At 70.6% G+C, this 22,120-nt stretch carries 23 protein-coding genes and 1 pseudogene; 11 read left to right on the forward strand and 13 right to left on the reverse strand.

Annotated features, from left to right (window positions below; translation table 11 throughout):
• Positions 1–24: 24 nt before the first annotated feature.
• Together HNR02_RS09810 and HNR02_RS09815 are read right to left on the reverse strand one after the other, a co-directional pair.
• On the reverse strand, positions 25–417 hold the full coding sequence (locus HNR02_RS09810) for a hypothetical protein (protein ID WP_179772836.1): 393 nt from the start codon (positions 415–417) through the stop codon (positions 25–27).
• A complete protein-coding gene (locus tag HNR02_RS09815; protein ID WP_179772837.1) occupies positions 404–643 on the reverse strand; it encodes a DUF397 domain-containing protein in 240 nt (79 codons plus the stop codon). Before HNR02_RS09815 ends, HNR02_RS09810 begins: the two co-directional genes overlap by 14 nt.
• 311 nt (positions 644–954) lie before the next feature.
• Between HNR02_RS09815 and HNR02_RS09820 the strand changes: the two genes are divergently transcribed.
• A complete protein-coding gene (locus HNR02_RS09820) occupies positions 955–1,818 on the forward strand; it encodes a phosphatase PAP2 family protein (protein ID WP_179772838.1) in 864 nt (287 codons plus the stop codon).
• On the opposite strand, the gene HNR02_RS09825 is transcribed toward HNR02_RS09820, so the two are convergent.
• Entirely contained in the window at positions 1,796–2,674 is an 879-nt protein-coding gene (locus HNR02_RS09825) for a Sco1979 family transcriptional regulator (RefSeq protein ID WP_179772839.1), read from the reverse strand. The two genes, HNR02_RS09820 and HNR02_RS09825, sit on opposite strands and share 23 nt — an antisense overlap.
• A gap of 151 nt (positions 2,675–2,825) precedes the next feature.
• Between HNR02_RS09825 and HNR02_RS09830 the strand changes: the two genes are divergently transcribed.
• Positions 2,826–3,659 (forward strand): SAM-dependent methyltransferase, encoded by an 834-nt coding sequence (locus HNR02_RS09830; RefSeq protein WP_179772840.1) that lies wholly within the window; start codon positions 2,826–2,828, stop codon positions 3,657–3,659.
• Positions 3,660–3,717: 58 nt separating this feature from the next.
• Here the strand turns inward: HNR02_RS09830 and HNR02_RS09835 are convergent, their stop codons facing one another.
• Entirely contained in the window at positions 3,718–4,098 is a 381-nt protein-coding gene (locus HNR02_RS09835; protein ID WP_179772841.1) for a sterol carrier family protein, read from the reverse strand.
• A 64-nt stretch (positions 4,099–4,162) separates the two neighbouring features.
• Here HNR02_RS09835 and HNR02_RS09840 point away from each other — a divergent pair, with 64 nt between their 5' ends.
• The 4 genes from HNR02_RS09840 (at position 4,163) to HNR02_RS09855 (ending at position 7,987) form a co-directional block, all read left to right on the forward strand.
• The gene (locus HNR02_RS09840) at positions 4,163–4,786 is read left to right on the forward strand and encodes a type VII secretion system-associated protein (protein ID WP_179772842.1); all 624 of its coding nucleotides are present in this window, start codon (positions 4,163–4,165) and stop codon (positions 4,784–4,786) included.
• Between the two features lie 94 nt (positions 4,787–4,880).
• Entirely contained in the window at positions 4,881–5,714 is an 834-nt protein-coding gene (locus HNR02_RS09845; protein ID WP_179772843.1) for a lysozyme, read from the forward strand.
• 187 nt (positions 5,715–5,901) lie between these two features.
• Positions 5,902–6,756 carry a lysozyme gene (locus HNR02_RS09850; protein WP_179772844.1) on the forward strand — a complete coding sequence of 285 codons (855 nt, stop codon included), beginning with the start codon at positions 5,902–5,904 and terminating at the stop codon, positions 6,754–6,756.
• 163 nt (positions 6,757–6,919) lie between these two features.
• Positions 6,920–7,987, forward strand: a complete 1,068-nt coding sequence (locus tag HNR02_RS09855; RefSeq protein ID WP_179772845.1) for a hypothetical protein — start codon at positions 6,920–6,922, stop codon at positions 7,985–7,987.
• On the opposite strand, the gene HNR02_RS09860 is transcribed toward HNR02_RS09855, so the two are convergent.
• Positions 7,984–8,562: a helix-turn-helix domain-containing protein gene (locus tag HNR02_RS09860; protein WP_179772846.1), complete on the reverse strand. Its 579-nt coding sequence runs from the start codon at positions 8,560–8,562 to the stop codon at positions 7,984–7,986. The genes HNR02_RS09855 and HNR02_RS09860 overlap by 4 nt on opposite strands.
• Before the next feature lie 46 nt (positions 8,563–8,608).
• On the opposite strand from HNR02_RS09860, the gene HNR02_RS09865 reads away from it, so the two are divergent.
• On the forward strand, positions 8,609–9,085 hold the full coding sequence (locus tag HNR02_RS09865) for a GNAT family N-acetyltransferase (protein WP_179775822.1): 477 nt from the start codon (positions 8,609–8,611) through the stop codon (positions 9,083–9,085).
• A gap of 121 nt (positions 9,086–9,206) precedes the next feature.
• Here HNR02_RS09865 and purL read toward each other — a convergent pair whose 3' ends face one another.
• On the reverse strand, positions 9,207–11,495 hold the full coding sequence (purL, locus tag HNR02_RS09870) for a phosphoribosylformylglycinamidine synthase subunit PurL (protein WP_179772847.1): 2,289 nt from the start codon (positions 11,493–11,495) through the stop codon (positions 9,207–9,209).
• 81 nt (positions 11,496–11,576) lie between these two features.
• Between purL and HNR02_RS09875 the strand changes: the two genes are divergently transcribed.
• Both HNR02_RS09875 and HNR02_RS09880 read left to right on the forward strand, forming a co-directional pair.
• Positions 11,577–13,142 carry an ABC transporter transmembrane domain-containing protein gene (locus HNR02_RS09875; RefSeq protein WP_179772848.1) on the forward strand — a complete coding sequence of 522 codons (1,566 nt, stop codon included), beginning with the start codon at positions 11,577–11,579 and terminating at the stop codon, positions 13,140–13,142.
• On the forward strand, positions 13,133–14,860 hold the full coding sequence (locus HNR02_RS09880) for an ABC transporter ATP-binding protein (protein ID WP_179772849.1): 1,728 nt from the start codon (positions 13,133–13,135) through the stop codon (positions 14,858–14,860). Before HNR02_RS09875 ends, HNR02_RS09880 begins: the two co-directional genes overlap by 10 nt.
• Positions 14,861–15,036: 176 nt before the next feature.
• Here the strand turns inward: HNR02_RS09880 and purQ are convergent, their stop codons facing one another.
• The 3 genes from purQ to HNR02_RS09895 are packed head-to-tail and all read right to left on the reverse strand — an operon-like array spanning position 15,037 to position 17,297.
• The gene (purQ, locus tag HNR02_RS09885) at positions 15,037–15,708 is read right to left on the reverse strand and encodes a phosphoribosylformylglycinamidine synthase subunit PurQ (protein ID WP_179772850.1); all 672 of its coding nucleotides are present in this window, start codon (positions 15,706–15,708) and stop codon (positions 15,037–15,039) included.
• The gene (purS, locus tag HNR02_RS09890; protein ID WP_091517268.1) at positions 15,705–15,941 is read right to left on the reverse strand and encodes a phosphoribosylformylglycinamidine synthase subunit PurS; all 237 of its coding nucleotides are present in this window, start codon (positions 15,939–15,941) and stop codon (positions 15,705–15,707) included. The genes purQ and purS overlap by 4 nt, the downstream gene beginning before the upstream one ends.
• 45 nt (positions 15,942–15,986) lie before the next feature.
• Positions 15,987–17,297, reverse strand: coding sequence for an MFS transporter (locus HNR02_RS09895; RefSeq protein ID WP_312860960.1), 1,311 nt, complete (start codon positions 17,295–17,297; stop codon positions 15,987–15,989).
• Positions 17,298–17,403: 106 nt separating this feature from the next.
• On the opposite strand from HNR02_RS09895, the gene HNR02_RS09900 reads away from it, so the two are divergent.
• Positions 17,404–18,354 carry a U32 family peptidase gene (locus HNR02_RS09900; protein WP_179772851.1) on the forward strand — a complete coding sequence of 317 codons (951 nt, stop codon included), beginning with the start codon at positions 17,404–17,406 and terminating at the stop codon, positions 18,352–18,354.
• Here the strand turns inward: HNR02_RS09900 and HNR02_RS09905 are convergent.
• Positions 18,351–19,124: an IclR family transcriptional regulator gene (locus tag HNR02_RS09905; protein ID WP_179772852.1), complete on the reverse strand. Its 774-nt coding sequence runs from the start codon at positions 19,122–19,124 to the stop codon at positions 18,351–18,353. The two genes, HNR02_RS09900 and HNR02_RS09905, sit on opposite strands and share 4 nt — an antisense overlap.
• On the opposite strand from HNR02_RS09905, the gene HNR02_RS36745 reads away from it, so the two are divergent.
• Positions 19,123–19,260, forward strand: coding sequence for a hypothetical protein (locus HNR02_RS36745; RefSeq protein WP_376772936.1), 138 nt, complete (start codon positions 19,123–19,125; stop codon positions 19,258–19,260). The two genes, HNR02_RS09905 and HNR02_RS36745, sit on opposite strands and share 2 nt — an antisense overlap.
• 23 nt (positions 19,261–19,283) lie before the next feature.
• On the opposite strand, the pseudogene HNR02_RS36750 reads toward HNR02_RS36745, so the two are convergent.
• The 3 genes and pseudogenes from HNR02_RS36750 to HNR02_RS09920 form a co-directional block, all read right to left on the reverse strand.
• Positions 19,284–19,364, reverse strand: a pseudogene (locus HNR02_RS36750) (L,D-transpeptidase); the annotation flags it as partial.
• A 136-nt stretch (positions 19,365–19,500) separates the two neighbouring features.
• Positions 19,501–20,988, reverse strand: coding sequence for an aldehyde dehydrogenase family protein (locus HNR02_RS09915; protein ID WP_179772853.1), 1,488 nt, complete (start codon positions 20,986–20,988; stop codon positions 19,501–19,503).
• Complete coding sequence (locus HNR02_RS09920; RefSeq protein ID WP_179772854.1) at positions 20,951–22,099, reverse strand: MFS transporter; 1,149 nt, start codon at positions 22,097–22,099, stop codon at positions 20,951–20,953. Before HNR02_RS09920 ends, HNR02_RS09915 begins: the two co-directional genes overlap by 38 nt.
• Positions 22,100–22,120 lie beyond the last annotated feature (21 nt).

Consider the following 22,120-nt stretch of genomic DNA (forward strand, 5'->3'; position numbering starts at 1 on the left):
CGACTCCCCCTCGTGGGAGTGGTCTCAGCTCGCCGCCAGCCAGGTCGCCCTGCCGCTGGCGGTGGCGACCCAGCAGCCGCCGGGCTGGGGGCCGCCCGCCTTATGGTCCCCGCCGTCCGGCAGGGCGAGGAGCTTGTCGAGCACCGCGCCGGCGTCACCTTCGGTGCGCCACAGCACGGTTTCGGGCGCGAGGATGTCGGCCTCGGTGCCCGGCATGCGGGTGGCGACCACGTCGTCCTCCGCGTTGAGCCGGACGACGTCGATGACCGAGTCGTGCGCACGCACGCCGACCACCGCGATCACGGTGCCCTTCGCGTCGCGCGGGTGGACGAACTGGTAGCCACGGGAGATGAGGTCCTGCAGCCGCTCGTCGATCGACCGGTTGTCGAGGTGGTGTGCGGTGTCAGTTGAGGACATCGTCGAACTCGCCGTCCTTCGCACCCGCGAGGAACGCGACCATTTCGGCGCGGGTGTAGATGAGCGCGGGGCCTTCGGGATCGCGGGAGTTTCTGACGGCGAACTCGTCCGTGGGCAGGCGGGTGAACTCGACGCAGTTGCCCTGCGCGCCGCTGCGCGAGCTCTTGCGCCAGGTGGCGCCGGTGAGGGCGGCCGCGGGCATACCGTTCACGAACTGCTCAGCCATACTTCCCCAACCTTCCGGGTCAGTGCATCTGCTTGGTGCAAATGCACGTGCACTGGCCTTGTGGCGATGAAGCTACCACTTGGGACTGCACGCGTAAATGCACGTGCATCCGGAAGCGTAATCCCAGATCGGAGGGTGAGGAATGGGGTGGGGCGCGTAATTCGATCGGGTGACAAGAACTGTCCTTGTTGACCCGGTTCGACTACGGGGCGGGGTGGACGAACGAGTCAAGGGAACGGCTGACAGAGTGCGTGCGAAGGAGCGATTCGCGTGCCGGTTCCGGACCGGTCGCGAACCGAAGTGGAGCACCGATGGCAGACCTCGATCCCGCGGCAGGGCGGACCCCTGTCCACACGAAGTGGCAGCGCACGTCGGCCGCGTGGTACCTGATCGGGTTCCTGGCGATCTACCTCGTCGCGGTCTGCACGCCGTGGGGGCAGCGAGCGGAGAACTCGCTGTTCGGCGGCGAAGGCAGCAGACCGGCTTGGATCCACGAATGGTCGGGGGCGTACGGCACCACCGGACCGGTCCTGCCGCCACTGGGTGCCACCGCCACACCGGCCCTGATCGCGGGTCTGGTGGCTCTCGTGGTCGTCACGCTGGTGCGCAGGTGCTGGTGGCAGGGCTGCGCGGCGATCGGCACCGCCGTGGCGACGGTCGGTGCCACGGAGGTGTTCAGCAAGCTGCTCCTACCTCGCCCCGATCTGGTGAACGCGCATGTCGCACTCACCGCGGCGAGCTTCCCCAGCGGTCACGTCGCCGTGCCCGCCGGGCTCGTGCTCGGCGCCGCCTTCGTCGCGTCGCCGCGCATCCGCCCGTTCGTCACGGCCGCCGGGATGGTGTGGATCGGTGTCACCGCCGCCGCGGTGCAGGCCCTCTACCACCACCGCCCGAGCGACGTACTGGGGGCCACGGTGCTGGCGTGCGCCTTCCATCTCCTCGCGGCCCGGTTGCTGCCTGCCGCCGGACCGGACTCGGCGCGGCACCCCCGTGCACTGCCGGTGGCCGCCTTCGCGCTGTCGGCGGCCGGCGCGCTCGCCGCCGGAGCGCGAACGGACTCCGCCGCCGAATCACTGGTGTTCGCGACATCCGCGTTCGGGTGCGGTGTCCTGGCCTGGTCCGCCACGGCGACGGGGAACGTCCGGCGGCGGGTCAGAGCTCCGCGCGCTTCTTGAGAAGCATCTGACGCGTGCGATCGGGTGTCTCCGCATCGACGGCGAGACGGTCGAACGCGCGGCCGTAGACCTCGATGTCCTCGAGTTTCTCCAGGTACTGCGCGCCGTTGAGGTGCTCGACGTAGGCGATGTTCGGCAGGTCCGGCTCGGCGAACTGGAGTAGCGCGAAAGCGCTTTCCGCCGCGAACCCGCTCATGTCGAACGGGATGACCTGGATCGTCACGGTGGGCAGCTCGATCAGCTCCAGCAGGTGGCCGAGCTGTTCCTTGAGGACGGCGGCTCCGCCGAACGGGCGTTCCAGCACGGCCTCGTCGATGACCGCCCACAGCCGCGGCGGCTTCGGACCGTGGAGCAGCTTCTGGCGGCGCATCCGCAGGCCCACCTTGCGCTCCACGTCCTCGTCCCTGCTCTCCGGATCGCCGTGGCTGATCACGGAACGGGCGTAGCGCTCGGTCTGCAGCAGTCCGGGCACGAACATCAGCTCGTAGGTGCGGATCCGGGACGCCGCCTCCTCCAGCCCGAGGTAGTTGTCGAACCAGCCGGGCATGAGGTCGTTGTAGGGGTGCCACCAGCCGGGCTGGTTGCACTCCTTGACCATCCGCAGCGCCCACTCGCGCTCGGTCTCGTCGTGCACGCCGTACATCGTGAGCAGGTCGGTGACGTCGCGTTCCTTGAAGCCGACGCGCCCGAGTTCCATGCGGCTGATCTTCGATTCGGACGCGCGGATCTCCCAGGCCGCCTTGGCTCGCGTGATGGCGGCGCGTTCCCGCAGGCGGCGGAGCTGGGTGCCGAGGATCATCCGTCGTGCCGTCGGCCCGGTGCCCTGTTCGGAGCCGGGAAGGTCGCTGGGAGCCATCAGGGACCCTTCGTCGCGGAAATCACCAGCCATTCAACATACAGCGCGGTAGGACGCAGTCAAGAGCGGTCCGCATTTACCTGACGCGGTAGTGCGCTTACCCTACGTGGGTCCGACACTTTTTCGCTTTCGATTCGTCCGGGAGCCCGCGATGTCCGGTGCCACCGCCCAGTACCCGAGTGCAGTCCCCGTCGGTGTCGATCCCACGAGGGCGAGCATCGCGCGAGTCTACGACGCCGCGCTCAACGGCAAGGACAACTACGAGATCGACCGTGAGGTGCTGGCGCAGGTCCGCACGGTCGCGCCGCAGGTGAACGACCTCGCCTGGGCCAACCGCGACTTCCTGATCCGCTCCTGCCGGTTCCTGGCCATGCAGGCGGGCATCGACCAGTTCCTCGACCTCGGCTCCGGCCTGCCGACGGCGGAGAACACCCACCAGATCGTGCAGCGGGTCAGCCCGGAGGCGAAGGTCCTCTACGTCGACAACGACCCGGTGGTGCTGGCGCACGGCAGGGCGCTGCTCGAAGAGAACGAGCGCACGCACTTCGTCTCCGGCGACATCTTCCAGCCCGACGAGATCCTCGGGCACCAGGAGATCCGCGACTTCCTCGACTTCGAGCGCCCCATCGCGATCCTGCAGGTCGGCACCTGGCACCACTACCTCGGCGACGACGGCCCGGAGAAGATGGCCGCCTACCTCGACGCGCTCGTGCCGGGCTCGTACGCGTCCATCGCGCACTTCTACGATCCGGAGACGCCGGAGCACAGCGAGCTGGCCCGCAAGATGGAGGACAAGTTCGTCCACAGCCCGATGGGCAGCGGCCGGTTCCGCACGAAGGAACAGATCCAGGCGCTGTTCCCCGGTCTGGAGATGGTCGAACCGGGCCTGGTCCTGTGCGACGACTGGTGGCCGGACGGCCCCCGCCTCCAGCCGCTGAACCTCGTCCGCCAGTGCATCGCCGGTGGCGTCGGCCGCAAACCGTAGTCCGACAGCACGGCTTGCGTAGCGGTGCGGGTGGCGGAGCCGGTTGCTCAGGTGGACCTCACAGTCGCACGATCGGCAACCAGGGTGCGAGATCGGCCCGGGTCCCGGACGCGGTGACCCGGCCCTCGCGCACCGCCACCGTCCACTCCAGACGGCCGGTGGCCAGTTCGAGCCACGTCCGCGGGTCGGTCTCGATCACGTTCGGCGGGGTGCCCCGGGTGTGCCGGGGCCCCTCGACGCACTGCACCGCCGCGAACGGCGGAACACGCACTTCGACGCTCTTGCCGGGGGCGTCCCGGGCCAGCGTGCGCAGGCTCAGCTTGACGGCCGCGGCGAGTTCGGGACGGCCGGGCTCGCCGGCTTCTCCGCTCAACCAGGCCGAAACGGCCACCAGCGCGGATCGCAGCTCTACGGGGTCAACCGGACGCGGTGCGGGCATGGTCAGACAGTAGAGTGCGAAGTGAACACAGCAGCACGGCGACGCGGAAAAACGGGGTTCGCACATGGCGCAGCGGGACGAAGCGGATCGGCTCGTACCCAATCCTCAGCCCGAGCACAAGTCCGGCAAGCCCAAGATCACCGAGGAGATGCGCGCCAACGCCAGGGCGAACCCGAACAGCTGGCTCTACGTGATCGACGAGGCGTTCGACCCGCACGGACCGGTGCCGTCGTGGGCCGTCGTCGGGGCCTATCCGGTCAACGGCAACGGTGCCATCGTGGAGGACTTCCACCCCAACGACCGCTACCGCCCCTCGCCCAAGGCACTGGGGTTCCCGGAGCCGCGCAACGATCTCGAGCGCCTGCTGCAGCTGGTCCGGACCGGCCACCGGCCCACGACCGACCTGCCGCCGGTGGTCCTCGAAGCGACCTTGTTCGTCTACGCGCTGGCCCCCATGCAGCGCACCGTCATCGGGTTCCACAACACCGACGGCCGCGTGCTCGTCCCGGCCTACACGTCCAAGGCGCTGGTGCCGCCGGAGTGGCCGCACGCGCGGGCGGTGCTGGGCCGCGACATGGTGCCGTTGCTCGCCGGTCACGCCGTGGCGATCAACCCGCACGACGTCGTGACGGCGGTCGTGCCGGCCGAACACCTCGTGGCGGCGCTCGAGCAGGAGCAAAAAGACTAAACATTCCGCGCGAGCAAGCCAGTCGCATCACGCTTTCGAGGTAAGCCGACTCGCAAAGTGCGCTCCATCGAGGCATGGTGACGACCATCGGAGGATGGGAGTCGCCGTGGCATTGTGGAGTTCGAAGCTGCGCCTGGGCACGTTGCTCGTGTCCGCGGCGCTGGGGACGACGGCCCTGTACGGGCCGGTGCCCGCCGCCGGGTCCACACCGGACTATTCGAAGGCGGAAGGCACGTACGCGGGTTCGCAGATCGCCGCGGTCGAGGGCAAGGGGGAACCGCCCCGGTACACGGCGGACGCGGGTGCGCTGGGGCACGACGTCAGCGGGCACCAGGGGGACGTGCAGTGGCCGGGCGCGTGGGGTGCGGGCGGCCGGTTCGTCTACGTCAAGGCCACCGAGGGCACCGGGTTCATCAACTCGCGTTTCACTCAGCAGTACAACGGTTCCTACCACATCGGGATGATCCGCGGCGCCTACCACTTCGCCCGGCCCGACATCTCCAGCGGCCGCGCGCAGGCCGAGTACTTCCTCGCGCACGGGGGCGGCTGGTCCGCCGACGGCAAGACCCTGCCCGGTGCGCTCGACGCGGAGTACAACCCCTACGGCGAGGCGTGCTACGGCCTGGACGCGACGCGTATGAGCGAGTGGCTGCGGGACTTCTCCGACACCTACCACGCCCGCACCGGCCGCTACCCGGTCATCTACACCTCGACGAACTGGTGGAACAAGTGCACCGGCAACAACGCCGGGTTCGCGCAGACCAATCCACTGTGGATAGCCCGGTACCAGCCGACGGTGGGCCCGTTGCCCGCGGGCTGGTCGAAACACTTCATCTGGCAGTTCGCCGATTCCGGTCCGCTGCCCGGCGACCAGAACCTGTTCAACGGCCCGTTGGACCAGGTCAAGGGCTTCGCCACGAACAACTGACGTCGTAATCCGGTCGAGTTACTACGAAAGTCGGGTCGTCGCCGACGACATGCGCAAATCACCCACCCGACATCGGAAGTTCACGGGATTTGGTGACAAAGCGCTATGTCGTCATCAAGAATCACCGCCTGGACGGTCTCCCTGCAACAAGATCGTTCTCCGCGAGGGCAATGGAAAGGACTCGACAATGTCTGCTCCACGCAAGAGAGGGTGGCGGTTCGCCACGTCCGTCACAGCCGCGTCGGTCGCCGTGCTCCTGTTCGGCGCGCTGGCCCCGGCCGGCGCGGCGTCCGCGACCATCGACGGAATGCCGGTCGACGACTACGTCGCTCGTTACGATCACCCGATGGGGTCGCAGATCGCGCGCGTCGAGGGTGACCAGTCGACGCCGGAGACGCAGGCCGTCGCCGGCGGGAACTACACCGCGGCCGCCGAGGTCCAGGGCATCGACGTCAGCGGCCACCAGGGCAATGTCGACTGGGCGGGCTACTGGGGCCAGGGCAAGCGGTTCGCCTACGTCAAGGCGACCGAGGGCACCTACTACACCAACCCGTACTTCGCCCAGCAGTACAACGGCTCGTACAACATCGGCATGATCCGGGGCTCCTACCACTTCGCGACCCCGGACACCGCCTCCGGCGCGGCGCAGGCGAACTACTTCGTCGACCACGGCGGCGGCTGGTCGGCCGACGGCAAGACCCTGCCGGGTGCGCTGGACATGGAGTACAACCCGTACGGCGCGACCTGTTACGGCCTGTCCAAGAGCGCGATGACCGGCTGGATCAAGGATTTCAGCGACACCTACCACGCCCGCACCGGGCGGTACCCGGTGATCTACACGAGCACGAGCTGGTGGAGCCAGTGCGTGGACGGGGCGTTCGCGGCGACGAACCCGCTGTGGGTCGCGCGCTACGCCTCGACCGTCGGGTCGCTGCCGAACAACTGGGGCATCCACACCTTCTGGCAGTACTCGTCGACCCCGATCGACCAGAACGTCTTCAACGGCGCCTACGACCGGCTGCAGGCACTGGCCAGGGGCTGAGCATCGGAGAGGAGGCTCCCGTCACGGTGTGGCGGGAGCCTCCTTCGCTCTTGTCGGTGCCGCCAGGCACAATGCCGATCAGTGCGATGTCCGGGCTCGGGGGAACCAGGTTCGGCGTCCCAGCGTCCGAGCAGGGCGTAGCGATCCAGGAAAGGCGACGTCGATGACCTACCCACCCCAGCCGGGCCAGCCGGACTACGGCCAGCAACCCGATCCGTACGGCCAGCAGCAGCCGGGCGGCTATCCCCAGTCCGGGGGCTTCCCGCAGCAGGGTGGTCAGCAGTACCCCGGTCAGCAGCCCTACGGGCAGCCCGGGTACGGCCAGCAGCCGGGCTACGGACAGCAGCCCGGGTATGGACAGCAGCAGTACCCGGGTTACGACCCGAACTACCCGCAGACGGCGCAGTTCGGGTACGGCGCGCCCCCGCCGGGTGGCGGGGGTGGCAAGAAGGGCCTGTGGATCGGACTGTCGGCCGGTCTCGTCGTGATCCTGGCCGCGGTCGGCATCACCGGGTTCGTCGCGCCGGGCTTCTTCCTCAGCGACGAGGATTCCGGTCCGCAGGCGGTCGCGCAGCAGGTGATCGACGGGATCAAGAACCACGACAAGGCGGCGCTCACGTCGCTCAAGTGCCCGGACGCCGAGTCGAACGTGCAGAGGGCCTTCGACGCGGTCGACGACGTCGAGAACATCACGATGGGCCAGGTCACGGAGAACGGCGACTCCGCGACGGTCGCCTTCACGGCCACGGCCGGCGGTGAGTCCGGTAATGGCACCGCGACGCTGTCCAAGCAGAACGACAAGTGGTGCGTGAAGAGCATCGACACCCGCACCGAGGGCGGCAGCGCGGGCACCAGCTCGTCGAAGCGCTCGAGCAGCAGCTCCCGGTCGTCGTCGCCGTCCAGCTCGTCCGGCGGCAGCACCGGCGGCACCGGTGCCACCGGCGGCCCCGGCGAGGCCATGATCGAGGACTTCCTGTCGAAGATGGCCGCCGGTGACGTCGCGGGCGTGAACGCGCTGGTCTGCGCCGACGCGACGCCGGACAACAAGGACGACGCGCGGGAGGCCGCGGAGAAGCGCGCCGACGTCAAGCCGAGCTACACCGGTTCGACCGACTACCTGGTCCAGGGCGACCTGACCGGCACGATGCAGGGCGAAGAGGTGACGGGCCTCTTCTTCGCGGAGAACTTCGACGGCACCAGCTTCTGCATGTCCGTCTTCGGCGTGTTCTAGATGGAGTGGCGCCCGAGGCCGGGACGCCTCGGGCGCATGATCAGCGCCGCCACGTAGTAAGTGCACGGTGTGGTGGCGCGGTTGGTGTAGGAGAGGGCGACATCTGCCGCGAGGTAGAGGGAGTCGCCCTCTTCCAGTTTCACCGTCTCCCCGTCGACGGTCAGCGTGAGGACGCCCGACTGCACGAACAGGAACTCGTGCGAGCCCGCCGCGTAGGGCGGGTACGTGCCGGCCTCGCATCCGGGCGGCAGCGTGGAGCGGATCCACTCGAAGTTCACCCCGGGCACGACGGGCGTGAGGATCGTCCGCTGCCAGCCGCCCGGCTCGTCCACGACGTCCTGGTCCGCGGCCCGCCGCACCACCATCCGCGCCGGCTCGGTGAGCAGGTCCGCCGGCGGCAGCCCGAGCCCTTCGGCGATGCGGTCGAGCACGACCACCGTCGGTGCCTTCGCGCCCCGCTCCACCGCGGACAGCATGCTCACGCTGACCCTCGACCGGTCGGCGAGCGTGTGCAAGGTCAGTCCGCGTTCCATGCGGGCCGACTGAATTCGCTGGCCCAGCGCGACGAGGTCCATTTATCCTATAGTAGTGAGCGCTTCTCCTATAGTGAAAACGGCGGGCGTGGACCACCTGCCGTCGATCGCCGAGATCTACGCGGGTTACGTGCGCGCCAGCACGGCGACGTTCGAACTGACCCCGCCGGACCTGGCCGAGTGGACGAGCCGCTTCACGGCCGTGACCGGGGCGGGCCTGCCGTTCCTGGTGGCCGAAGTGGACGGTCGCGTCGCCGGGTACGCCTACTGCGCGCCGTGGAAGACCCGCCCCGCGTACCGGCGGACCGTCGAGAACTCGATCTACCTGGCGGAGTGGGCCACCGGACAGGGTGTCGGCGGCGCGTTGCTGGACGCCCTCCTGGACAGTTGCCGGGAGGCCGGTCTCCGCGAGGTGATCGCGGTGATCGCGGACCCGGAGCGCAACGTGGCGTCCCCGGCACTGCACCGGCGCCGCGGTTTCGCGGACGCCGGGGTGCTGCGCCGGGTCGGGTACAAGCACGAACGCTGGCTGGACACACTGCTGCTGCAGAAGACCCTGGTCTAGCTACAGTTCGTCCGGGACCTGCTCCCGAAGCACGCCGACGCGCCGCCGAGTTCCGGCGCCGCGTCGACAAGGCGGAGTTCGCGGGCGCCATCTCACTCCGGCGGCAGCGCCCGCACTCCACTCAGTCGAACAGCGCCGGAAGCGTTCCCTCGAACGCCTCACGCAGTTCCTCGAACCCGAAGGTCGCCACGCCCTGGATCTCCAGGCCGCCCGCTTCCGGGTCCACCACGCCCGCCTTGCGCCACGGCAGTCCGCGAGCCGTGCACATCTCGGTGAAGCGCAGTTCCTCCGTGCGGGGCACCGCCACCAGGACCCGGCCGGTCGACTCCGAGAACAGCTGCACGAACGGGTCCGCGTCCTCGTCCACGAAGGCACGGGCGCCGCACTGGCCGATCAGCACCATCTCGACCAGCGCCTGCGCCAGGCCGCCGTCGGACAGGTCGTGCGCGGCCGAGATCATCCCGTCCCGCGAACCCGCCACCAGGATGTCCGCCAGCAGGCGCTCGCGCTCCAGGTCGACCTTCGGCGGCAGACCGCCCAGGTGCCCGTGGATCACGTGTGCCCAGGCCGAACCGCCGAACTCGTCGTGCGTGTCGCCGAGCAGCAGCAGCGTCTCCCCCGCCTCGGCGCCGATCCCGGTCGGGATGCGGCGCCGGACGTCGTCGATCACGCCGAGCACGCCGACGACCGGCGTCGGCAGGATGGCCGTGTCACCGGTCTGGTTGTAGAAGCTCACGTTGCCGCCGGTGACCGGCACGCCCAGCTGCGCGCACCCGTCCGCGATCCCGTGCACGGCCTGCTCGAACTGCCACATCACACCCGGATCGGTGGGCGCGCCGAAGTTCAGGCAGTCCGTCACGGCCAGCGGCGTCGAGCCCGTGGTCGCCACGTTGCGGTACGCCTCGGCCAGCGCGATCTGCGCGCCCGCGTACGGGTCGAGGTACACGAACCGGCTGTTGCAGTCCGTCGACACCGCCACGCCGCGGCCGGTCTCCTCGTCGATCCGGATCATGCCGCCGTCCGAGGGCTGCGCCATCACGGTGTTGCCGCGCACGTACCGGTCGTACTGGTCGGTGACCCACTCCTTCGACGCCTGGTTCGGCGACGACACCACCTTCAGCAGCGTCTCCCGCAGCTCGTCCGGAGTGGACGGGCGGTGCAACCCGTCCGGCACGTCGGCCTGCAGGGCGTCCTGAGTGGACGGGCGGGCGACCGGGCGGTCGTAGACCGGGCCCTGGTGCGCGACGGTGCGCGGCGGCACGTCGACCACCGTCTCGCCGTTCCACGTCACCACCAGGTTGTCGCCGTCGGTGACCTCGCCGATCACGGTGGCGATGACGTCCCACTTCGCGCACACCGCGAGGAACTCGTCCACCTTGGACGGTTCGACGACCGCGCACATCCGCTCCTGCGATTCGCTGGAGAGGATCTCCGCCGGGGTCATGCCCTCGGCGCGCAGCGGCACCCGGTCGAGCTCGACGTGCATGCCGCCGTCACCGGCCGCGGCCAGCTCCGACGTGGCGCACGACAGCCCGGCGCCACCGAGGTCCTGGATGCCGACGACCAGCTTCTCCGCGAACAGTTCGAGACAGCACTCGATGAGCACCTTCTCGGTGAACGGGTCGCCCACCTGGACGCTCGGCAGCTTCTTGCGGCCACCGGAGGACTCCTCACCGGAGAACGTGTCGCTGGCCAGCACCGACACCCCGCCGATACCGTCGAGACCGGTGCGCGCGCCGAACAGGATGATCTTGTTGCCGGTGCCGGACGCGAACGCCAGGTGCAGGTCCTGCGTGCGCATCGCGCCGACGCACAGGGCGTTGACCAGTGGGTTGCCCGCGTAGCTGGCGTCGAAGACGACCTCGCCGCCGATGTTGGGCAGCCCGAGGCAGTTGCCGTACCCGGCGACCCCGGCCACCACACCCGGCAGCACGCGGCGGGTGTCCGGCGCGTCGGCGGGACCGACGCGCAGCGAATCACCGACCGCCAGCGGGCGCGCACCCATCGCGAGGATGTCGCGCACGATGCCGCCGACACCCGTCGCCGCGCCCTGGTAGGGCTCCACATAGGACGGATGGTTGTGGCTCTCGGCCTTGAAGGTGACCGCCCAGCCGTCGCCGATGTCGACCACGCCCGCGTTCTCGCCGATCCCGGCGAGCATCTTCGAGCGCATCTCCTCGGTGGTGGTTTCGCCGAAGTACCGCAGGTGCTTCTTCGACGATTTGTACGAGCAGTGCTCGCTCCACATCACCGAGTACATGGCCAGTTCGGCGTCCGTCGGCCGCCTGCCCAGGATCTCGCGGATGCGCGCGTACTCGTCTTCGGCGAGCCCGAGCTCGCGGTAGGGCTGCTGGAGGTCCGGCGTCTCCGCGGCCCGTGCGGTGCTGTCGATGGCCAGGGTGTCGGTCACGGCTTCCAGGGTAGCCGCAGCCCTCTGACCGGCAGAAAATCGGTCGCATCAGGTGAGCTGGGGCACTTAACGTCTGTGGTCATGCGCCTTCCGTCCCGGCTCACGCCACTGCGGTTCCTCGGCGCGCTCCTGCGGGCGCGCCCATGGCTCGCCGTGTCCGCTTGCGGTCTGGGCGCCCTGTGGCTGCTGCCCGGCGCGCTGCTGCCGCTCGTGATCGGCACCATCGTCGACGACATCCGCGCCGGTGAGCCGTTGCTCGGCGGCATCGGCCTGGTCGTGCTGCTCGGCGTCGCCCAGGCGGTGTGCGCCGGTGCGCTGATCTTCGCCGTGCACACCATGTGGATCCACGGCGCGGCGATGACGCAGAAGCTGGTCGTGGAGCACACCGCGCGGCTGGGCGCGTCGCTGCGTTCGCAGGCCGGGACCGGTGACGTGATGGCCGTGTCGTCCTCGGACATCAACCACATCGGCAATGTGTTCGAGGTGACCGGGCGGTTGTTCGGCTCGCTGGTGGCGTTCCTCACGGTCAGCCTGGTGCTGATCGGCATGTCGCCGCTGCTGGGCACGATCGCGCTGGTCGGTGTCCCGCTCGCCACGCTGAGCATGGGCAGGCTGGTCGCGCCGCTGCAGCGCACCAAGGAGGCCCAGCGCGAGGAGCTGTCCAGCGTGAACGCGCTGGCCGCGGACATCGCGTCGGGCCTGCGGATCCTTCGCGGTGTCGGCGGTGAGCAGCAGTTCCTGGCCCGGTTCCGGGACGCGAGCCAGCGGGTGCGGCGTGCCGGTGTCGAGGTCGCGCGCAACGAATCGTGGCTGACCGGTGCCGAGGTGCTGCTGCCGGGTCTGGTCACGGTGGCCATCACCTGGCTCGGCGCGCGGTTCGTCGCGGCGGGCACGATCGGCGTCGGCGAGCTGGTGGCGTTCTACACGGCGTCGGTGTTCCTGGTCGTGCCGGTGAGCACGGCGACGGAGTTCACCGACGCGTTCGCTTCGGCGACGGTGTCGGCGAAGAAGGTGTGCGGCCTGCTGAACCTGCGGCCGCTGCTGCCGGAGCCGGAGGTGCCGGTGTCGCTGCCGGACGGGCCGCTGGAGCTGCACGACACGCGGTCGGGTTTCACGGCCGTGGCTGGGAAGCTGACGGTGGTCGACTTCGGCGCGGACGCCGAGGCGCTGGCCGAGCGGCTGGCGCGGTTCACCGACGACGGGCGGGTCCTGGTGTCCGGCGTGCCCGCCGACCACGTGGCGCTGGCGGAGCTGCGCTCCCGAGTGGTCTACGCCCACAACCAGGACGTCTGGTTCTCCGGTGTCCTGCGCGACCAGCTGGTGCCCGCCGAGCGCGCGGAGGTGGCGCTGCGGGCGGCCGACGCCGAGGACATCGTCGAGGGCCTGCCCGGCGGGCTGGACGAGCTGATCGGTGAGCGGGGCCGCGAGGTCTCCGGTGGCCAGCGGCAGCGGCTGAACCTGGCCCGCGCCCTGGCGCTGGACGCCGACACCCTGCTGCTGGACGAACCGACATCGGCCGTCGACGCGCACACCGAGGCCCGCATCACCGGGCGGGTAGCCGAACTGCGGCACGGACGCACGACCGTCGTCTTCACGGAAAGTCCACTGTGGAAAGCAGTGGCGGACGAGGTGATCACATGCGGGTGAAACTGGCGCTCGCGACCGGGGCGGAGGCCCGGCGCTGGGCACGTGACCTGCTGCGCGTGAACCGGCGCGAGTTCGGCATCGTGGTCGGGCTGTTCGGCCTGGCCGCGATCGCCGGGCTCGCCGGACCGCAGATCCTCGGCAGGCTGGTCGACCTCGCGGTGGCGGGCGACCGCCGGATCGACCTGCTCGCGCTGGTGTTCGTCGTGATCCTCGTGGTGCAGGCGGTGCTCAAGCGGCTCGCGCGGTTCCGCGCCGGGAAGCTCGGCGAGCGGGTGCTCGCCGAGACGCGCGAGGGCTTCGTCGACCGGTCGCTGCGGCTGCCGCTGGCCACGGTCGAGGCGGTCGGCACGGGTGATCTGGTCAGCCGCGCGACCACGGACGCGAACCGGATCGACTTCTCGGTCCGCAACGCGATCCCGGAGATTTCGATCGCGCTGATCACGATCGTGCTGACGGTGGCGGGGATGCTCGTCACCTCGCCGCTGCTGTCGCTCGGGCTGCTGGTCGCGGTGCCGATCCTGGTGTGCACGATCCGCTGGTACGTCCGGCGCGCGCCGCGGATCGTCGAGGAGATGCTCGACCGGTGGTCGGAGGTGCAGTCGAGCCTGCACGAGACCACGGAGGGCGCGCGCACGGCGGAGGCGCTCGGGCTGACCGAGCGCCGCATCGCGCTGGGGCACCGTGCGCTGGGCGCGGCCATCCGCGGTGAGCAGCGGCTGCGTGGCGTGACGGTCGGCTGGATCCCGTGGCTGCAGATCGCGCAGGTCACGCCGGTGGCGGCGATGCTGCTGCTCGGTGGCTGGGCCTACAGCGAGGGGCTGGCCGGGCTGGGCACGATCACCACGATGGTGGTCTACGTGCAGGCGCTGGCGGGGCCGCTCGAAGAGGCGATGTGGTGGGTCGAGGACCTGCAGGTGTCCGGCACGGCGCTGCGGCGGGTGCTGGGAGTCCGGGGTTCGGACGACCGGTCCGGGTCGGCGGTGCCGCGCGGTCAGGAGATCGTGGTGCGGGACGTGCACTACGGCTACTCGGCTGGGCGCGAGGTGCTGCACGGCATCGACCTGCGCGTGCCGCCGGGCCAGCGGCTCGCGATCGTCGGTCCCTCCGGCGCGGGCAAGTCGACGCTCGGCCGGCTGCTCGCCGGGGTGGCCGCGCCCGGTTCGGGTTCGGTGACGATCGGCGGGGCGGAGGTGTCCGAGCTGGTCGAGGACGTGCTGCGCGGCGAGGTGCTGTTGCTCACGCAGGAGCACCACGTGTTCGCCGGGACGCTGCGGGAGAACCTGACGTTGCCCGCGGGCTCGTGGACGGACGCGCAGTTGGTGGGCGCGCTGGCGGCGGTGGGTCTCGGCGAGTGGTTCGACGCCCTGCCGGACGGCCTGGCGACGAAGCTCGGCTCGGGCGCGCTGGCGGTACCGGCTTCGGTGGCGCAGCAGCTCGCCCTGGCCCGCGTGGTGCTGGCCGACCCGCACACCGTGGTGCTCGACGAGGCGACGTCACTGCTGGACACCTCGTCGGCGCGCCACCTGGAGCGTTCGCTGAGTGGCGTGCTGGAAGGCCGGACGGTGATCGCGATCGCGCACCGCCTGCACACCGCGGCGGCGGCCGACCGGGTCGCGGTGCTGGAGTCCGGGCGGATCACCGAACTCGGCACCCACGCCGAACTGCTGGCCGCGAACGGCCCGTACGCCCGCCTCGTCGCCGCCGCCCACGTCGGCTGAGGCCGCTCGTGGCGCCGTGTTGGCCGTTCCGGGCGCCGTGTTGGCCGTTCCGGGCACTGTGTTGGCCGCTGCGGGCGCCGTGTTGGCCGCTGCGGGCACGGTGTTGGCCGCTACTGCTGTGTCCGGCCCCGCCGCCCCACCCTCACCCCCCGCCGGGGCTGGGGCAGAGCGACCGGTCAGGCGCTGACCAGGCTGTCCATCACGCTGTAGAACAGGCCGAGGCCGTCGTCGCTGGGGCCGGTCAGCGCGTCGATCGCGTGCTCGGGGTGCGGCATCAGGCCGACGACGCGGCCGTTGGCGCTGCAGACGCCCGCGATGTCGTCACGCGAACCGTTCGGGTTCTCGCCGACGTAGCGGAACACCACGCGGCCCTCGCCCTCCAGCTCGTCCAGAGTGGACTGGTCCGCGACGTAGCCGCCCTCGCCGGACTTCAGCGGGATCAGCACCTCGGCGCCCGGCTCGAAGCGGGTCGTCCACGCCGTCGTGTTGTTCTCCACCCGCAGCCACTGGTCGCGGCACACGAAGTGCAGCTTCTTGTTCCGCACCAGCGCGCCCGGCAGCAGCCCGGCCTCGCACAGGATCTGGAACCCGTTGCAGATGCCGAGCACCGGCATGCCGCCCTTGGCCGCCTCGATGACCGACGACATGACCGGCGCGAAGCGGGCGATCGCGCCGCAACGGAGGTAGTCGCCGTAGGAGAACCCGCCGGGCACGATCACCGCGTCGACGCCGTGCAGGTCCGAGTCCGCGTGCCACAGCGACACCGCCTCCGCGTCGGCGTAGCGCGCGGCGCGGACCGCGTCGACGTCGTCCAGCGTGCCGGGGAAGGTGATGACACCGATCTTCACGAGAGCCTCCGCACGGTCCATTCTTCGATCACCGGGTTGGCCAGGAAGCCTTCGGCGATCTTGGCGAGCGTTTCGTCGTCGACCGAATCGTCGACCTCCAGCTCGAAGTGCTTGCCCTGGCGCACCTCGGTGACCCCGGTGAAGCCGAGCCGCGGCAGCGCGCCGGCGACGGCCTGACCTTGCGGGTCGAGGATCTCGGGCTTGGGCATGACGTCAACCACCACACGGGCCACGGCGGGTCGCTCCAGTAATCGCAGGTCGGGCGCTACGACCCAAGGCTACGTGAGTGATGACGGTAACTTTGCGGCGGCCGTGCGGCGGCGCAGCACGCGGCGCAGACCGTAGGTGCCGAACAGGCCGAGCACGGACACCGCGATCAGGAAGTACAACCCGGTCGTCGCCGATCCGGTCGCGTCCACGATCGCCGCGATGCCCATCGGCCCGAAGCCGCCACCGAGGTTGCCGATGCCGTTGATCGCGGCGATTCCGGCGGCCGCCGTCGCCCCGGCGAGGAACCTCGGCACCAGGCCCCACATCACCGGCTGGGCCGCGTAACCCCCGATCGACGCCACGCACAACCCGGCCATCTGCAGCCACGGCGCGCCCGCGGTCGCGGCCACCACGAAACCGGCGATCGAGAAGCCCAGCATCAGCGCGAGCCATCCGAACGGTGCTTCGCGCCGCCGGGCCAGTCGTGGCACCACGAGAAGACCGACCATGACGCACACGTACGGGATCGCCGACACCGCACCCACGCCGAAACCGGACAGGTCGCCGAAGCCCTTGACGATTGTCGGCAGCCAGAACGCCAGACCGTAGGTGGCCAGCGGGAAGCACAGGAAGAACACCGCCATCGCCAGCACCCGCCGGTCCCGGAGCACGGCCCACGGGCTGTGCGGCTGGACACCGGCGGCCTCGGCTTCGCGGCGCAGCTCGCCGGTCAGCCAGGTGCGCTCGTCGTCGGTGAGCCACCGGGCGGTTTCGGGCGCCTTCGGCAGGACCCACAGCACGACCGGCGTCAGCAGCACGGCGGGCACCCCGGTCGCGACGAAGATCCACTGCCAGCCGTCCAGGCCGAGGACGCCGTGCAGATCGTTCAGCGCACCCATGGCCGGGTTGCCGATGATGAACGACACCGGTCCGGCCAGCATGAACAGTCCGATCGCCTTCCCGCGGTGGCTCTCCGGGAACCAGCGGGTCAGGTAGTAGATGACGCCGGGGAAGAACCCGGCCTCGGCCGCGCCGAGCGCGAAGCGGGCCAGGTAAAACTGCCAGGTCGTGGACACCAGCGCGGTCGCGACGGTGACCAGACCCCAGGTGAGCATGATCCGCGCGAGCCAGCGGTTCGCGCCGAAGCGGTGCAGCGCGAGGTTGCTCGGCACCTCCAGCAGCGCGTAGGCGACGAAGAAGAAGACCTGGCCGAGCGTGTAGACGGTCGCCGAGAGGCCGAGTTCGGATTGCAGGGTCAGTTTCGCGAAGCCGACGTTGGAGCGGTCGACGTAGGCGATCACGTACAGCAGCCCGAGGAAGGGCAGCAGCCGGAGGGTGATTCTGCGCAGGATTTTCGTGGGCAGCGTGGCTGGGGGCACGGGTGACTCCGTTGTCCTGACCGAGAGTTGACCGGGGCCCGGCGAGTCTCTACCGTCGTCCGGGATTACGTCAAGCATCCGAAATTTCGAACAACGGTGGTGAACCGTGGACAGAACCCGCGACTTCCTGCGCACCCTCGGCCTGCCGCCCGGCGACCTGGCGGAGCTGCCCGCCAGCACCAAGCGGTTCCCCGACGGCGCGCAGTACCGGGTCGAGATCCCGAGCGTGGAAGGACCGGAGGCGCTGGAGGCCGTGCACGCCGAGGCCGACGCGCGCGGGGTGGTCGTGCACCGCGTCTCCCAGGGCAGCGGCGGCATGCTGCTCACGCGGGCGGAACTGGCCTCGATCGCCGGGTTCGCGCGGGCGAGCGGCGTCGAAGTGAGTCTGTTCGCGCGGCCGGTCGCGGCGTGGGACACCGGTGCCGCGTCGGTCGCCTCCGGCGGCGGTCCGTTCGCCGCACAGGCGCGGGGCGCCGAGCAGCTGGTCCACGTGCTCGAAGACATCCGGCGCAGCGCCGAGGCCGGCATCCGCAGCGTGCTGGTCACGGACCTGGGCGTGCTGACCGTCGCCGACCGCATGCGCGCCGCCGGTGAACTGCCGGGCGACCTGCGGTTCAAGGTCAGCGTCCAGATGGGACTGGCCAACCCGGCGTCCATCCGGCTCGCCGAACAGGCGGGCGCCACCACCTACAACGTGCCGACGGACCTGAGCCTCGCCCAGCTCGCCGCGATCCGGGCCGCGGTCGACCTGCCGCTGGACGTCTACGTCGAGGCGCCGGACGACCTCGGCGGATTCGTCCGGCACTTCGAGATCGCCGAGATCGTGCGGGTCGCCGCGCCCGTCTACCTCAAGTTCGGCCTGCGCAACGCGCCGAACATCTACCCCAGCGGCACGCATCTCACGCCGACCGCGGTGGCGCTGGCGCGGGAACGGGTCCGCCGCGCCGAAATCGGCCTCGAACTGCTTCGCAGGCACGCCCCGGAATCCGTGGGCTCGACGCTGCCCGCCGCGGATCTCGCCGTGCCGGTTCCGGTGGAAGGCGTGCTGCCGGTCTAGAACGCGGGGGCTCGGCCGCCCAGCCGGTGGGACAGATCGGCCGCGCCCTGCCGGACCAGTTTTTCCCACGTGCGCCAGGACTCCGCGGCGTGGCGCGAGGTCGGGATCGAGATGCTCATCGCCGCGACCCAGTCGCCCCGTGAGTCGGCGACCGGGGCCGCCACGCAGCCGGCGTCCGGATTGGACTCACTGTTCTCGTGCGCGATTCCGGTCACCCGGACCGCGTCCAGCTGCGCGAGCAGTTCGGGTCGCGTGGTGACGCTGTGCTCGGTGAGCCCGGCCAGCTTGTGCCCCTTGAGCCGACGGCTGACCTCCTCCCGCGACAACCCCGCGAGCAGGACCTTGCCCACCGCGGTGCAGTTGGCGGGCAACCGGCGCCCGACCGCCGAAATGAGCCGCACCGAGTGCGTGGAATCTACTTTGGACACGTAGACGACCTCGAGCCCGTCGAGCACCGCGACGTGCACGGTCTCGCCGCACCGCGCCGCGACCTGGCGGGCCACCGCGTCCGCTTCGACGCCGAACTCCAGCCGCTGCTGGTACCGTGCCCCGAGTTCGAGCACCTTCGGCCCGAGCCGGAACACCGTCTCGTCGCCGGGCTGGCGGTCCAGGTACCGGCGGGTGACGAGCGTGGTCAGCAGCTCGTGCGTGGTGGAGCGGGGCAGGCCGAGGCGCTCGGCGATCTCGGTCGCCGACAGCCGGGCCTGCTCGTCGAGGAACAGCTCCAGGATGTCCGCGGCCCGGAGCACGGCCGGTACGAGACGGGGCATGACCGCACCCTACCCCGCCTCGTCCGAAATACCGGACTCAGTTCACGACCTCGACCGCGTCACCCGTCCGCAGCGTCTGGTAGATCCCACACCGGTGGTCGTGAAGAACACCGAGTACGGCATCGGCGCGTCGTAGGCCTTGCTGTAGTGGTCGACGTCGCGGTACTGGACCTGGAACGAACCGGCCGGCGTCTCGTAGCCCGGCCTACCCACGGTGGCCGGAACCGGTCCGCGGATCACCTGGCCGTTGTCCGTCAGCCAGGCTTGGTTGGCCGTTGTTCCGGCGAGAAATCATCCAAGGCCGGCGAACCGGGCGCCAGGCCCACGGCGGCCAGAGCGTCCTGGCGGCCAGCGGGTCCGGGCGGGCGGAGGTGACTCAGTGCTTGCGCCCGTACAAGCCGGTCACGATCCTGCTGACCAGTTTGTCCGTCTTCGTGGTGCGCGTGAACGTGGTGAGCTTGATCGGCACGGCGAACCGCTGGCGGGCCACCGCCTTCGAGCGGGCGAACTCGCGCAGCCCCTCCGGCCCGTGGATCCGGCCGAAGCCCGAGTCCCCGACGCCGCCGAACGGCAGCGACGCGGTGCCGGCGAACGAGAACGGCGCGTTGATCGAGATCATCCCGGCCTTGAGCCGCTGGGCCAGTCGTGCGCCGTTGCGGCGGGAGAACACTGTCGAGCCGAGGCCGTACGTCGTCGCGTTGGCCTTCTCGACCGCCTCGTCCATGTCGCGCACCTTGGCGATCGTCATGGTCGGGCCGAACGTCTCCTCGCGCACCGCGGTGGAGTCCTCCGGCACGTCGACCAGCACCGTGGGCTCGACGAACTTCTCGCCGACCGCGTCCGCGCCACCGGTCAGCGCGCGCCCGCCGCGAGCCAGCGCGTCGGCGATGTGCCTGCGCACGACGTCCAGCTGCGACGGCATGGTAATCGGGCCGTACTGCGTTCCGGGCTTCACCTCGCGGGTCAGCGAAACCACCCGCTCGACGAACCTGTCGTAGACCTGCTCGTGCACGTAGACCCGCTCCACGCCGATGCAGGTCTGGCCGGAGTTGGAGAACGCGCCCCACACCGCGGCGTCGGCGGCGGCGTCCAGATCGGCGTCGGAGTCGACGATCAGCGGGTCCTTGCCGCCGGCCTCGATGACGACCGGGGTGAGCGTCTCGGCGGCGGCGGCCATGATCTTCTTGCCGGTCGCGGTCGAGCCGGTGAAGGCGATCTTGTCCACACCGGCGCCGACCAGCGCCGCACCGGTCGCGCCGAACCCGGTGACCAGCTGCAGCACCGGGTACTCGGGCACGACCTCGGCGAAGGTGTCGGCGAGCCACTTGCCCACGCCCGGCGTGTACTCGCTGGGTTTGAACACGACCGCGTTGCCCGCCGCGAGCGCGTAGGTGATCGAGCCCATCGGTGTGTAGACGGGGTAGTTCCACGGCCCGATCACGCCGACGACGCCCAGCGGCTGGAACTCGACGCTCGCCGTGTGGTTGGACAGCAGCGGACCGGTCGGACGGCGCTTGCGGCCGAGGACCTTGCGGGCGTTGCGCGCGGCCCACGCGACGTGCTCGATCGCGAGGACGGCTTCCAGCTGCGCGTCCCCGGCGGGCTTGCCGGTCTCGGCGCTGACGACCGCGCACAGCTCGGCGAGGCGGTGGGTGAGGATGCCGTTCCAGCGGCGCAGGCGCTCGGCGCGGCCCTCGAAACCGAGACCACCCCACCACCGGGCGGCGGCGCGCGCGGAGGCGACGGCGGCCTGGACGTCCTCCGCCGTGTGCACCGGGTAGGTCCCGACGACCTCGTCGGTGGCCGGGCTCAGCGAGTCGAAGGTGTCACGGACGTTGGTCGGCTTCGGCTCCACGGCGGTCATCGGTGGCCTCCTCGCTACTGGTCAGTAGCGCCAGCATGGCACAAGCCGTGGCCGAACTCACCACCCCGAGCGCGGGCGCCAGCCACAACGGCAGTACACCGACGCTCAGCGAGCCCAGCCCGAACCCGCTCCCCTGCACGACGAACGCCGTCGAGAAACCCTCGGCCCGGCGGCCCTCGGGCAGCAGCCGTTGCAACCGGACGGAGGCGACGGTCAGCAGCGGGCCCGTGCAGCCACCGACCAGGGCGGCACCGGTGAACAGACCGGGCCAGCCGAGGTCCGCGGCCAGTACCGAACCACCCAGTACGAATCCCGTCAGCATCCGGAGGGCCGGACGCCGTCCGGCGGGCGGGCGCCGCCAGGCGAAGAGCGCGCTGCCGGCGATGCCGGACCCGCTGAGCACCACGATCACCAGCGACGCGAGAGCCGGGTCGCCGCCGAGTCGTTGGACCAGTGGCAGAGGCGCGACCTCGACCGTCGCGAGGAGGTGACCGAGCGCGAACAGGCACGCGAGCCACGGCAGTGCCCGCCGGACCGGCAGCTTCGCCGCCGTGCGCGGTGCCGGTGCGGTGGCGCGAGGAACGAGGAGGGCGGCCGCGAAGTAGGCCGTAGCCATCGCCACGAGCGGGACGAGCGCGCTGATCGGGCTCAGGGCCGACACCAGCAGCGGACCGGCGATGAGGACGCCCTCGAACAGCATCGCGTCGATCGCGAGCGCCCGCGGCAGCTGCGCGTCCGGTACGACGCCGCCGAGCAGTGACCGGAAGCCCCCGGACAACCCGCCGACGGCCATCCCGGGCACCACGACCAGCGCGAGCAGCACACCGTCGCCCGCCCCCGCCCACCCGGCGACGACGAGCAGCGTCATCGCGGTCCCCGTCGCGACCAGCAGAAGGACAAGACCATGGGCGGCGCCCACCCGGTCCAGCAGCCGCCCGCAGGGCACGGCACCGGCGATCTCGGCCACGACCAGCACGGCGACCATGACCCCACCCAGCCGGTAGGAACCGGTGAGCGCGGTGGTCATCAGCGTGAAGGCGAGCGGCCCCATGGCGATCGGCAGCCGGTAGAGCTGGGCGCCCGCCGACCAGCGCCAGTACGCGCGATCCATGCGAACGACTGTCGCCGGACC

Source organism: Amycolatopsis endophytica (assembly GCF_013410405.1).
Classification (GTDB): Bacteria; Actinomycetota; Actinomycetes; order Mycobacteriales; family Pseudonocardiaceae; genus Amycolatopsis_E; species Amycolatopsis_E endophytica.